11 protein-coding genes and 1 pseudogene are annotated in these 13724 nt (G+C 42.5%); 5 read left to right on the plus strand and 7 right to left on the minus strand.

The genetic code is table 11. From position 1 onward, the window contains the following. Positions 1-10 precede the first annotated feature (10 nt). The 5 genes from cfbD (at position 11) to CI957_RS03765 (ending at position 5581) form a co-directional block, all read left to right on the plus strand. Complete coding sequence (gene cfbD / locus CI957_RS03745; protein ID WP_096711798.1) at positions 11-1120, plus strand: Ni-sirohydrochlorin a,c-diamide reductive cyclase catalytic subunit; 1110 nt, start codon at positions 11-13, stop codon at positions 1118-1120. A gap of 1 nt (position 1121) precedes the next feature. Beyond that, positions 1122-1919 carry a Ni-sirohydrochlorin a,c-diamide reductive cyclase ATP-dependent reductase subunit gene (gene cfbC, locus CI957_RS03750; RefSeq protein WP_128754239.1) on the plus strand — a complete coding sequence of 266 codons (798 nt, stop codon included), beginning with the start codon at positions 1122-1124 and terminating at the stop codon, positions 1917-1919. A gap of 9 nt (positions 1920-1928) precedes the next feature. Further along, positions 1929-3374 (plus strand): Ni-sirohydrochlorin a,c-diamide synthase, encoded by a 1446-nt coding sequence (cfbB, locus tag CI957_RS03755; RefSeq protein WP_128754240.1) that lies wholly within the window; start codon positions 1929-1931, stop codon positions 3372-3374. 79 nt (positions 3375-3453) lie between these two features. Continuing rightward, a complete protein-coding gene (endA, locus tag CI957_RS03760) occupies positions 3454-4494 on the plus strand; it encodes a tRNA-intron lyase (RefSeq protein ID WP_128754241.1) in 1041 nt (346 codons plus the stop codon). 73 nt (positions 4495-4567) lie between these two features. Then, positions 4568-5581, plus strand: coding sequence for an AI-2E family transporter (locus tag CI957_RS03765; RefSeq protein WP_128754242.1), 1014 nt, complete (start codon positions 4568-4570; stop codon positions 5579-5581). A 3-nt stretch (positions 5582-5584) separates the two neighbouring features. On the opposite strand, the gene CI957_RS03770 is transcribed toward CI957_RS03765, so the two are convergent. The 7 genes and pseudogenes from CI957_RS03770 to CI957_RS03800 form a co-directional block, all read right to left on the minus strand. After that, positions 5585-6244 (minus strand): PHP domain-containing protein, encoded by a 660-nt coding sequence (locus CI957_RS03770; RefSeq protein WP_096711802.1) that lies wholly within the window; start codon positions 6242-6244, stop codon positions 5585-5587. Positions 6245-6300: 56 nt separating this feature from the next. Next, entirely contained in the window at positions 6301-7557 is a 1257-nt protein-coding gene (gene hflX, locus CI957_RS03775) for a GTPase HflX (RefSeq protein ID WP_128754243.1), read from the minus strand. A gap of 31 nt (positions 7558-7588) precedes the next feature. Beyond that, complete coding sequence (locus tag CI957_RS03780) at positions 7589-7996, minus strand: DUF2209 domain-containing protein (protein WP_128754244.1); 408 nt, start codon at positions 7994-7996, stop codon at positions 7589-7591. A gap of 402 nt (positions 7997-8398) precedes the next feature. Further along, complete coding sequence (gene hcp, locus CI957_RS03785) at positions 8399-10018, minus strand: hydroxylamine reductase (protein ID WP_128754245.1); 1620 nt, start codon at positions 10016-10018, stop codon at positions 8399-8401. 544 nt (positions 10019-10562) lie between these two features. Continuing rightward, positions 10563-11663, minus strand: coding sequence for an ATP-binding protein (locus CI957_RS03790; RefSeq protein WP_096711809.1), 1101 nt, complete (start codon positions 11661-11663; stop codon positions 10563-10565). Positions 11664-11737: 74 nt separating this feature from the next. Continuing rightward, positions 11738-12835, minus strand: a complete 1098-nt coding sequence (locus tag CI957_RS03795; RefSeq protein ID WP_096711810.1) for a B12-binding domain-containing protein — start codon at positions 12833-12835, stop codon at positions 11738-11740. Between the two features lie 184 nt (positions 12836-13019). Beyond that, positions 13020-13724 (minus strand): annotated as a pseudogene (locus tag CI957_RS03800) (transposase); the annotation flags it as partial.

The following is a 13724-nucleotide window of genomic DNA, read 5'->3' on the forward strand; positions in this document are numbered from 1 at the left end:
GAGGAGAAAAATGCAGCAGAAGAACCTTTCTATCATGCATCCCCGCCCGAGTTCCATAGTCGCGGCGCTGTACACTTTGAGAGACCTTAATGTTGAAGTCGCAATCCTCCACGGGCCACCGGGTTGTTCTTTCAAGCATGCAAGATTGCTGGAAGAGGACGGGATCCGGGTTGTGACCACTGCCCTGGACGAAAACGGTTTCGTGTTCGGAGGACATGACCGACTTGTGGATATGTTACAGAAAGTAGAGGAAAGGTTCAGCCCGAAACGCATCGGTGTCGTCGGGACATGTGTGAGCATGATAATCGGCGAGGAACTCCATGAAGCGGTCATGGAAGCAAATCTGGATGCCCCTGTAATCGAAGTAGAGGTCCATGCCGGCTACAATGATAACACCAAAGGAGTATTGTTTGCCCTGGAATCCGCCCTTGATGTAGGAATAATCGACAGGCAGGAATTTGAAAGACAGCAACATCTTCTCAATGAAGCCACAAATGTCGAAAAAAAATATGGAGCAGCAAGCAAAGAGTATCTTGAACCATCCCGCGGTGATGTAAAATATACTGTGGCAAAAAGAGTCATAGAAATGCTCAAAGCAGGCAAGAAAGGAATCTGCATCCTCAATGCCAAAAAAGAGACCGCCTACATGTTTGCTGATATAACGATGGCCCTGCATGAAGTGGCCGTAAAACTCGGTGTTGAGGACAACATTGTCAATTTCGCAAATCTTGATACGGAGCTTGGGTTACCCCGGGTACGCCAGCATGCAGAACATATTCTTGCAGACATGCATGATAACGTAAAAATAGATGAAATAATAGGCGGACTGGATGAATATCCCATTGCAGGCCAGCAGGTCAGGCAACTTATAAAATCAAAATACAAAGATTTCGATTTTGCCGTGATCGCCGGTGTACCCCATGCAATACCAATGGAAGCGCTTGAAGGCATGGAACTTATATCTATCACTAATGGACCCAGACAGGTTCATCCCCTGAAAGATATGGGGCATAAACATGTGCTTGTGGAGATAGACCTCCATCCAAAAACACTGGGTGTGACAAATATTGTGGAATCTGAATTCGGAGCCACATTAAGGCAACTTGCCAGGGAGGAGTGAAATGAATCCACAGAAAAGGATTGCAATCTACGGTAAAGGCGGCATCGGGAAATCAAGTACTGCATCCAATGTAGCCGCTGCGTGTGCCGATGAGGGCTATAATGTCATGATCATCGGATGTGACCCCAAGAGCGATTCATCCATAACCCTCCTGGGAGGAAAACGTATCCCCACTATCCTGGATCTACTCAGGGAGGGTATGGAAATAGAAGAGGAAGACGACGTGGTTTTTGAGGGATACAAGGGAGTGAAGTGTGTAGAGGTCGGTGGACCCGAACCGGGTATAGGTTGTGCCGGCAGGGGAATCATTGTTGCAATCCAAAAACTCAAGAAGATATCCCAATCCATGAAAGAAATGGATCTTATCATTTACGATGTGCCCGGGGATATCGTCTGTGGCGGATTTGTCGCTCCGATAAGGAAAGGGCTGGTCAATGAGGCCTATGTCCTCACCTCCGGGGAATACATGCCCCTTTATGCAGCCAACAACATTTGCAAGGGATTGTCCCGTATCAATACGAAACTTAGCGGTGTGATATGCAACTCACGCAGCGTCAGCCGGGAAGAGGAGATAGTTAGCAAATTTGCAAATGAGATTGGAAGTGAGCTGGTGGCCTTTATTCCCAAGGAGCAGATTGTCCAGGACTGTGAAAGGGATGGCTATTCCGTGCTTGAAAAGGCAGGGGATACTGATATAGCCGAAGTGTATCGCACCCTTGCAAGAAATATAATGGCCAGCGATTGTGCGGTCGACCCACGGGCCCTGACAGACGAGCGCCTCAGGGAACTTAGCCGGTAAGGAATTGGTATGCCCGACCAATATCTTATGGAGATGCCCCGTCTGCTGATATCCGCAGACCGTTCCTCTTCCGGTAAAACGACAATTGTTGCCGGAATGCTGGCAGCCCTTACTGCAAAGGGATACAGGGTACAACCATTCAAAGTCGGCCTGGACTACATAGATCCGAGTTATCATTCTGAAATCACTGGCCGGAATGCCCGCAATATAGACGGCTACCTCATGGATGAGGAAGGCATCCGTGACGTATTCACCCATGGGTGTGAAACTGACAAGAAGGCAGATGTTGCCATCATCGAAGGCGTAAGGGGTCTCTATGAAGGCTTTGATAGTTTCACCGACACTGGAAGTACTGCCCAGATAGCAAAAATACTCAAATGTCCGGTAGTGCTGATAATCAATGCCCGCAGTATCACACGTTCAGCCGCAGCCCTTGTAAAAGGTTACACCTCTTTTGATGAAAATATAAACATTGCAGGAGTAATCCTGAATAATATCGGAAATCCCCGCCATGCAAAAAAGGCCAGTGAAGCCATTGAGCACTACACCGGGATTCCCGTACTTGGAACCATCCGCAGGGATAATGCAATGCAGATATCCATGCGCCACCTCGGACTGATTCCGGCTCTTGAAGGACGCAGACGTATCAGTGACCTGGACCAGCGAATAGGGACTATCCGGGACAGGGTGGACGAGGGGGTGGATATTGCAGAGATACTTAAAATTGCAAACTCTGCAGAACCTGTCGAAAAACCTCCAAGGAGCATGTTCACATCCCGTGACATAAACGGAAAAAGGCCTAAAATCGGTGTGGCACTTGACGAGGCATTCAATTTTTATTATTATGATAACATCGAATTGCTCCAGCTGGCAGGTGCAGACCTGGAATATTTCAGCCCGGTCCATGATGGTAAGTTACCGGATGTTGATGGATTGTATATCGGAGGAGGATATCCCGAACTTTTTGCCCCCCAGCTTCAGGACAATGAATCCCTGCGCCGGGAGATTCGGGAAGCATCCAGATCAGGAATGCCCATTTATGCAGAATGTGGTGGGCTTATGTACCTGACAGAGAAACTCACCACCGGCGTAAAAGGAAAAGGCACATACCATATGGCAGAAATGCCCGAAGCCACAACCGAAATGGTGGGAGCATTACCCGGCCACACCCTTATGGGACATACACGTGTGGTTAGTTACAATAACGGTCAAATCGTAAAGGATGCGATCATAGGCAGAAAGGGTAATACATTCAGGGGCCATGAATTCCACCACTCCGAGATAAGGGACATCCCGGATAGCACGGATTTTGCCATTAAACTTTCCCGGGGCATCGGAATCAAAGGTGAATGGGACGGGATGACAGTAGAAAATACACTGGGATCGTATGCACATCTGGAAGGCGTTTCCTACCGTGAATTTGCCAGGTCCTTTGTGGATTCTATACTGAAGTAAAACCAACCTATAAATAAAAGCAAATCTCATTGTGCCATCGCTATTTACTGTATACCGGGTGCTCGGCTTGATTGGAAAATTGAAAGAAGACAGGGTTGTTGCCGGCAAAGAGGCAATTGAAGAGATATATAAAACCAGTTATTACGGCAGACCCAAAAAAGACAATTTAATACTCACCCTGGTTGAAGCAGCACACCTGCTTTACCGTAAGAAACTCGAAATCGAAAAAGAAGGCAAATCACTTGGATTTGAAGAGTATTTCAAGATTGCATCCCTGTTAAACCCAAATTTTGAACTCAAATATATTGTGTATAAGGACCTTCGAGAGCGTGGGTTTTACGTTCAGCCTGGAGTTGCGGATTTCAGGGTATATCCACGGGGTGGCAAACCCGGAAAATCTTCATCCAGAAGTTATGTATATGTTCATTCGGAAAGAGTTGCCCTTCCTCTGTCCGTTCTTTTGAAAAATCTGGAATCAGCCTGTAACGTGCACAAACAGCTCATAATTGCAGTTGTGGACGAGGAAAGCGACATTACCTATTATGAAGTGCAGGAATCAGACCCTGCAGGTAATATGGAACAGCTGTATCCTTCACTGCATACTCCTGCAACTATGCTTGAGGATCGTGTCATTGTCTGGGACGGTGAAGCTTCCGGTAAACTGTACGAAAATGGTTTTTATGGAAAACCCCTGGATCAAAAAAGGCTACAATTGTCCCTTGTAGAGGGGGCTTTCCTGCTAAAGAACAACATAATTGAAGTAACCACACGAAAAGATGACAACAAACTCAATTTTGATGAATTCTGCGAAAGGGCCACGCATATAGAGCCTCTTTTCCAGAGGAAATACAGGGTATATGAAGACCTCAGGACCCGGAAACTCGTACCTAAAACCGGATTCAAGTTCGGTACACATTTCAGGATTTACAGCGAAGTGAAGTCCCCATCAGAGATTCCCCACTCCGAATACCTGGCCCATTCGATTGGTACACAGCATGAATTTTCCCTGCCGGTTATGTCAAGGGCAATCCGGCTGGCCAACAGTGTGCGTAAAAAAATGCTCTTTGCAATAGAAGCCGATGAAATACGTCATATTGATATTACACGTGTGAAAATGTAAAGACCCAAAAACACAGGCAAATAAAAAGACGAGCTTATTTCAATCCCGGGAACAACTCAAGCGAAGGTATAAGATGAGAAATGAAAAGGATACAAAAATGGCAATCGCTCTGCTTTTTATAGCAATACTTGCAGTTGCAATTACCTATGCTCTGTATCCCTATATTGAAGCTTTTTTTGCTGCCCTGATTATTTATGTAATAATGAAACCCGCGCATGATTTGCTGACAAAAAGGCTGAAAATCAATAACCGGGCTGCCTCCATTGTATTGATCGTGCTATCCATTGTAATTATAATAATTCCCCTGTACTACCTGATAATCCTTCTATCCCAGCAGGTAGGGCAGGTGCTGGAAATTGTAACAGTAAATATGGATATTATCTACGGGTATTTGCAAAAAATAAATGAACTGGTTCCGGCTCTGGACCTGGAACAGAAAGCATCGGATCTCGTCACAACAATTGGGGGATTCGTAAGCCAGCTTGTGCTGGAAACCATTCAGAACCTGGGAAACCAGCTTATCGGCCTGATTATAATGGTTTTCCTGTTGTACTACCTGTTTACCACGGATGATAAGACACTTAAGGACCTGACTTCCAATATAATCCCTTTCAGTGACAGCAACAAGGATAAATTGATTGGGGAAATGAAGAATATCATCCATTCCACAATAATAGCCACTTTCTTCATAGCAGCCGTGCAGGGCGGATTACTTGCATTCACCTTTTATCTGCTTGACATCCAGGGAGCAATACTATGGGGATTCGTCACACTGATTCTTTCAATAATGCCTGTTGTAGGTGCCCCTCTTGTATGGGGCCCGGCAATTATTTTCAAAGTAATCGAAGGAGATTTGTTTGCTGCAGGTGTCATTTTTATAGCAGGAATGGTAATCAGCAACATAGATAATTTCCTGCGTCCTTATATTCAGGATAAGGTAGGTGCAATCCATCCCTTTGTTTCCCTGTTGGGAATTTTCATAGGAATATACCTATTCGGACTGGTTGGTATCGTAGTTGGGCCACTGGTTCTTTCTTCCTTCCTGCTGATGTTAAGAATGTTCTATGAGGATTACATCAAAACCTGATATTCAATAACTGTTGACTTTTTTCCTGATGCCCCTGAACATCTGTCCTACCACATATTGAGGAGGTGTCAACTTACCCCCGGGTTTTACACGCCCTGCTTTTATCGCAGAGAGGACGGAATCCACCGATTCATCCTCTACATCGATGTCAGTATAGGACCTGCCAACCATACATGGCTCATGAGCATCACTGCCTCCTACTTGCGGCAATCCCAGCCTTTCGGCAACTATCTTTGCCCTTGTATTGGCATAAGGGGTTAAACAACGAGAATTGAAAACTTCAACTGCATCCACATCCAGACCTTTCAGATGCCCGATCCCATGAGAGGTTTTTTTGTAGGGATGAGGTATGATTACAACCGCTCCCAGTTTACGTGCAGATTCAATCGTGGAAAATACATCCATTCCCGCAGGCACACTTTCCGATGCACCCAGCACAAGCACATGGCCTTCAACAGAACTTACTTCCTGCCCGGGGATTACCAGTATATCCGAAGCAATTTCTAAAGCCCGTCGTGCACAGGTAAAACCACCTTCAACACTGTCATGATCACATATAGCAACCCCATCCATCCCGTTTTTTTTAGCCCATTTTAGGATGGAATCAAATTGAGAATCACTATCTTTTGAAAAACAGGAGTGCACATGCAGATCGATCAACATATAGTAAAGGCTATGCAATCTGAATTTATAAATCTTTGGAGGTGGTTTCAGCCGTATTACCGGAAACTTAATCTTTTTTCGAGAGATCTGGCTTTGTGATAGACCTCATTTCTGGCCTCCACATCCATGACAACAGTATTACCATAATTTATACTGTGCACGATTCCTTCCTCAAAAAGCCAGGAAACAGCAGACATGCTTTCACCTGACATAGGCAACTCCAGGGTAAACCGTTTCCATTCAGGCAGATGGGAGGAAATAATATCCTTGAGTTCATCCAGCCCTTCACCGGTCTTTGCAGAGACCACCACTGGATTGGGAGCCAGGTAGGCGATCGATCTGAGCCGGGAGCTGAGTTCTTCGGAAGAAAGCCTGTCAGCCTTGTTGATAGCGGAGATGATTGTGGCTTTTTCGAGACGTTCCCAGAATATTTCATGGGATACGGCGAGTTTTTTCCTTATAACATCTACCGGCTCACTGATATCCACCACAAGCAGGATGATGTCCGCCCTGAATACATCTTCCAGGGTTGAGCGGAATGCATCCACCAGAAAATGGGGGAGATCTTCTATAAATCCCACGGTGTCTGTGAGGAGGGTCCATCGGCCATTAATATTCAGATATCTTGTGGTGGGAGAAAGAGTGGTAAAAAGCATATTTTCCACCTCCACATTCTCATCTACCAGACTCCGGAATAATGTGCTTTTTCCCGCATTCGTATAACCTGCAAGGGACAACAGGGAAAAACCTTTGGAATGCCGGTAACCACGCAGGTTTTCACTGTCTCTCTGTCCTGTGCTGAGTTCTTTTTTAATGCGGCTTATACGTTTCTTGACATCCTGCTCATAGGAGTCCTCATAGCCTCCCAGACCCATGAAACCGGGGCGCTCTTCCATTTTTAGCAGGGATACGATTTTCCTGGCTCTGGGAAGTTCATATTCCAGCCTGGCAAGTTCAACCTGCATACGGGAACGCCTGGTGGTGGCCCGGCTTGCAAAAATTTCCAGGATCAATTGAAACTTATCTATTACCTCGCACTTACACATCTCGGAGAGGTTATAGACCTGGGTTACAGAAAGGGGATTGTAGAATATTATTTTTGCAGGTTTTTGTGACAGGGCCAGCTCTGCAACCTCTTCTGCCTTACCTTTGCCTATCTGGTATTGTCGGTCAGGGTAACGGGTCTGGATCACTTCAGAGACTACATTATAATTTCCAGCCCTGGCAAGTTCCCTTAATTCAGCAAATTTGCGTTGGTTTTGCGACTCACTGCAACGGGGAATTCTCCTCTGTACAAGAATTACATCTTTCATATGGTTTAACTCTGGATTATGAAAATATAGTTTATAGATTATCTTTGATTGGTTCCCATGACCGGGGATCAAGAAGTAAATTGCGACTGCTCAGGGATATATGGTGAGCGATTTCAACACCCATCCTTTCACTCAGGGATTCTGGATATTTGAAAGATGCGGTGAACATACTGTTTGAAAGCCATTCAGGCTGGTTGAAAAGATCTCCTTCCTCTGCCACTATGATTACTCCTCCCATTCCTTCAACTGTTCTTTCAATCATCTGTACAACATCCACAACCTCGGGTGGGTTGTCACTCACAAATGGTTTGATATTTACACCATGTATCTGTTTCACATGCCCTCCTGACACCGAAAGGGATACAGCGGCACATACCATCAGGTATCTGGAATTATGCCGATGCCGCCCTGATATATCTACAGCAATTATTCTTTCCATTTTAAATTCCCGATTATCTGAAGTATTCCGCCCTTAGTAAGATTTTTAGTAATAAAATATTTGTCTTTTTAGCATGCAGACCGTAAAGAAGATTTTTTAAACATAAGTTAGATCGTTGTAGGACATAAATGAAAATGAATTACGATTTTATATATTGGATGATATAAAAACAGTAATTTAATACCATTTCCCCCCTAAATCAACAAATTAAGAGAATGTTGCTTCTTAGAACAACAAGTAAACCAATTTAAAATTAGACTGAATAAAACTAAAAATAGTAATTAAAACCTGAGGAAAGGCCATTTCCCTTGCTTTTCCCATCATTGATGAGGCAGTAGAAGGATCATATTGGGATAAATTAAAAAAGTTGACCCTTATGGTCCTGCCTTCATTTTTAAGAGTTTACTTTAAGAGTCTTGCCATATCCTCTTCTACAGTAGTGTTCGGTGTTATGTTGAACTTCTCCACCAGCACATTCAGCACATTCGGGGAAACAAATGCCGGGAGTCTCGGTCCAAGGGTGATATCCTTTATTCCAAGTCTCAGGAGGGTAAGCAACACAAGGACTGCCTTTTGTTCATACCATGCAATATTATACGAGATCGGTGCGTCGTTGACATCTTCAAATCCAAGCCTGGCCATAAGTCCCTGTGCAATAATTACCAGAGAAAATGAATCATTGCACTGGCCCGCATCCAGTACTCTTGGGATTCCGTCAATTTCCCCCAGGTTAAGTTTATTGTAGCGATATTTTGCACACCCGGCGGTAAGTATGACAGTATCTTCGGGCAACGCCTCTGCAAAATCTGTGTAGTACTGCCTATCCTTGCGGCGTCCGTCACACCCTGCCATGACAATGAACTTCTTTATCCTGCCGGTTTTGACAGCATCAACAATTTTGTCTGCATTAGATAATACGGAATTGTAGGCAAAACCGCCCGTTATGGTACCTTCTTCCAGTTGCACCGGAGGTTCACATGTCTTTGCCTGCTCGACGATGGCAGAGAAGTCTTTCTTACCATCTTTAGCCACGATGTGTGTGGCACCGTCATAACCTACAGAGCCGGTAGTGTATAATCTGTCAATGTAGGTCTTCTTCGGAGGAACTATACAGTTGCTTGTCAATAATACTGGTCCGTTGAAACTCTCGAATTCCTGCTTCTGGTGCCACCATGACCCACCATAGTTGCCCACCAGGTGTTCGTACTTCTTAAACTCAGGATAGGCATTGGCAGGCAGCATCTCACCGTGGGTATATACATCGACACCGGTTCCCTCAGTCTGGTCTAATAATTGTTTCAGGTCATTCAGGTCATGTCCGCTTATGAGAATTGCAGGGTTGCTTCTAGTTCCGATATTGACCTGAGTCGATTCCGGATGCCCGAATGTAGTGGTATTTGCCATGTCAAGTGCTGCCATCACATCAAAACCCTTTTCCCCGCATCTCAGGACCAGGGAGATGAGTTCCTTTTCAGTTAGGCTGTCATCCGTGGTTGCCACAAGGCCTTTCTCAACAAATGAATTGACCTTTTTATTGGTATGTCCAAGCATCATAGCATGATGGGCATATGCTGCAATTCCTTTGATACCAAAGATCAACAATTCTCTTAATGACCGGATATCTTCATCCTCTGTTGCAAGTATGCCGGTATTCCTGTCATTGAGGTTTTCCGGGGTCACAGTTGCTATCCCGGGCAAATTGTTCTCATCAAGTGCATTGTTATCCAGAAGTTTCTGCTTGATCTCCTTCTGAAGCTCGAATCCCCTGTCAATACGTTCCTGAATACCGGTTGCTCTGAAATCGGTATTTGTTATGGTTGAGAACAATGCATCGAACATAAAATCATCAGTGCTCGTCTCAGAAATGCCTGCCTTTCTTGCTTTCTGGTTGTAGAATGAAATGCTTTTAAGCACATAGATCAAATCGTCCTGAAGATCTGCAACTTCCCCCTTCTTACCGCATATACCGTTCTTAGTGCAACCTTCCCCATTCATTGTTTCTTCACACTGATAGCAGAACATTTTGTCACCTTTTTTGTTACGAATATAGGTATGCAACCAGTTATCCGTCTGAAATTGTGGTCGCCGCTTTGTAAGTTAACACTGACATATCTGAGATATGACTATTTATAGAGACAGTTTCCACTTTGATACTTCTAAAACCCACTCCTCTATAAGCTATGTTGTCACACCTACTTAAAATACCGGTGGCAAAGAATCAGATGTGATTTTATTTTCTTATATTTCGTCCTATAATAACCCCATAGTTTCCACTGGAATTTATTATTCCAAACTCAATATATGCAAATTATATAATGTATTTATTATGTACAATTGTGCTTTTGAAATTTTTTATATTATATGTGCCAAGCTCTTCCCTAATATTGTTGGAAATATAATTAGCGAAAAACAGTGGCCTGTTCTAGATTAAGTATTCATAAAAGGTAGTTACAAGAAAAAGAAGAATAATAATTAAACACCAATCTGTCACTATTATTCTGTTCATGCTTTTATCTTTTGCAAACCCCTTACTTGTTACAATACCCGAGAGCAGGTTTTGCAAATTTTATTTTTTTGATGGCACCGTTAGTGTAAATGTCGTTCCTTTTCCTAATTCACTTTCCACCTTGATTTTACCTCCATACCTTTCAACAACTTTTTTGACAATGTATAAACCAATCCCAGTATTCCCGGTACTTCCAGCCTTGAAATTTTCATCAAATATTTTGTCAAGGATATCTTTTTTCATCCCAGCCCCGTAATCCCTGATACTGATCTCACTATAGTCTTTGTTAGGGGATATCACAATATCCATTTTTTCTGTTTTGCCATGGTTAATGGCATTTCGAATCAGATTGTCAATTACAGAACTGAATGCTTCATCAGCTACAATCTTACCGTAACCGCTAATATTGAACTGGATGGGGTAATTGGAACTTACTTCTTCTATTATTTCACGGGTTTCATATACTGCAAGTTTGCCTCCTTTGGATACCGTATATTCCAGATTTTTCATGTCATTAACCAATTTTATACTGGCTTCTACAGATTTCATGACTTTGCTCAGATAAGTAAAATCGCCCTTTTTTTCTGACAGGTATGTTGCCATCTGAATCACGTTTAGATGATTCAATATGTCATGGCGCAATATTCGATTGATTACCTGTAAAATATCCTTAATTTCAGTTTGTTGAATTTCTATCTTTTTTCTTTCAGCAATAGAGTGAATTACCACTACATACCCACTTGTTATTCCGGATTTTTCTTCAATTGCAGAAATACTGAGTTCTACAAAAAACGGTTCCTGGCTATAGGAGAAAAGTAATAGTTCTTTATGATGTAAGGGAAATATGCTTTCCTGCTGTGATAATGTAAATACACCATTTTCAGAATTTGATGTTGTTTCTTTAAATTGCAAAACTTCATCGATTGGTTTGTTGATGATGTCCTGGTTATTACCAATAAAAGAGAATGCTTTTTGATTAACCAGTGTAATAATAAAATTCTCATCTGTCACAATTACAGGATCTGCAATATTTTGAAGTGTGACTTTGAATCTCTCTATTTGATATTCCAGATTTTTATTTGTCTTTACAAGATCACGTTGAGTATTTACTAACTCATTATTCAACTGTGACATCTGATCATATATTTCACTGTCATCCATGCCTATCCCTTCACAAGAATATACAAATCCGGCTTCTTCTGCTATGTTTATTTCAGCAACAAATCACTCAAACGTTATTTCCTGTCAAATAATTCATTTGCCAGCGCCACCGACTGCTTTGCATCCGGAGCATAGAGATCCGCACCCACTTTTTCCCATAATTCAGGATCGATGTTGAATGGATGTCCACCTACCATGATAGTTGTATTTTCCAGATCTTTTGAATTCCTCAATTCCTGAACCAGTGCCTTTAGCTTATGAACATTGATTGAAAGGGTAGCAGAAACAATAACAACCTGCGCATTTGTATCATTAACTGTCTGTATTATACTTTCTGCAGGCGTATTTGCTCCCAGGTAATAACTATTCCAGCCATCCATCTCAAAGAAGTCTGCAACCATTCTCACGCCCAATTCGTGTAATTCATTACCTATGCAGGTAGCCACAACGGTCCTATCCTTATTTCCCTGTGAAATCATTTCTGGATAAAGCCGGGACATAATGTGTTGAGTTGAAGCAGTAATATAGTGTTCTTTGGCAACGCTTATCACGTTGGTTTGCCAGAGTCTTCCCACTTCATATTGTGAAGGCTGGAATATATTAAGATAGATATCTTCTATAGTCGCTCCTTTTTCAAGAGCACTGAAAATTAAGTCGGATGCAGCATTCTTTTTTCCTTCAATAAGCAGGTCAATATATTTGCCTGCTAATTTACCATAATATGTATTTCGATCAATATAAGATACTGTATCATTTTCTTTTTCTTCAAATGCCATTAACCCGGCATCTAGATATTCATGTATAATATCTGCTTCTTCCTTTGTAAACTGGTTTTCAGCAACTTTTTCGGAAACAACTTCTTTTATAATCTGAAAGTTTGTGATCAGGTATTTTTCCGGAATTCCCAGGTTATGCATAAGGACTTTGACCCATTGCATGTAATCCAGGAATAGAGGTTTACTATGAACACAGATAGCTTCTCCCAGGTAGAATATGTGATATCTACAATCCTGCAATGACAGTTTTTTTCCTTTTTTGCCATACTTTGCAGTCAATTCGGGTTGCCGGGCATATTGTCTTTCGACAACCTTTTCTGAAAGAGTGTTACAATTGGTATACAAAAATTGGCCCATTGATGTACATTTTTCAGGTATTGTATTACTGAGTTGCATATTTTATCCCGGGGTTTTATTTCCTAATTCAGTTTAAGCGGCAATGTAGTATGGCTATAAATCTATTTTTATAAAAGAGGATTCAGATTAACGTTCCTCTTCCAGAACTTCTATAAAAATTGTTCTTATTATTGTTCCATTGGCCTGTTTCCCAGGCAATTTATTCTGAAATATCTGCTTATTTTTAGATAGCTTCCGCTCTCAGGCCATCACCCCCTTTTCTTTTTAACGTCCTCATTTGATGCAAATTGAAACAAAACACCGTAACCATCATTTTTAGGTTTACTCTTTTCACTGTCGTAACCATCATCTTTCCCGCTTTGAATACGCCTTTTGTCACCGCATACACCCTTTCACAGGGCATTCTCTATACACTAATCCTGTAATTGCGCATTATCTGTCTGATATTCAGTGGCTTTCCTCTTACCGCTCTTTGCATCGTTGCTGCAAATCCTTTTGCCGCCACTCCGAAATATCCCTTAATTTCCATCCCTGCTTCTTCTTGTTTTTGCCTCATCACCTCTCATTTTCTCCTGATTGGCATGTCCAGGTTCTGCAACAATAAAGGTTGCATCCTGAATCATTCCCTTTTTAAATCCTCTCCCTGAATGACCATACAGTTGTGTCATCAGGTATTCGTTTTGGAAAATGTTGCAGATTAAAAATCTGCAACTCCTGTTAAATCTCTGATTCAACATGACCCAGGAATTTTCTGAATGAAATACGATCAATACATTGTCGTTCAAGTTCTGGATCAAAAAAGACCATGCCATTGTTGTAATACAAGCATTTTGAACATCATTACAACATCATTTTCAGGTCGACCACCTTTGTCTGTCCTGTTGATATACATAGATTCCAGTATGGGACGAAATGGTTTCCGCCGCCA

It is taken from the genome of Methanohalophilus sp. WG1-DM (assembly GCF_004104135.1).
In the GTDB taxonomy this organism is placed as follows: Archaea; Halobacteriota; Methanosarcinia; order Methanosarcinales; family Methanosarcinaceae; genus Methanohalophilus; species Methanohalophilus euhalobius.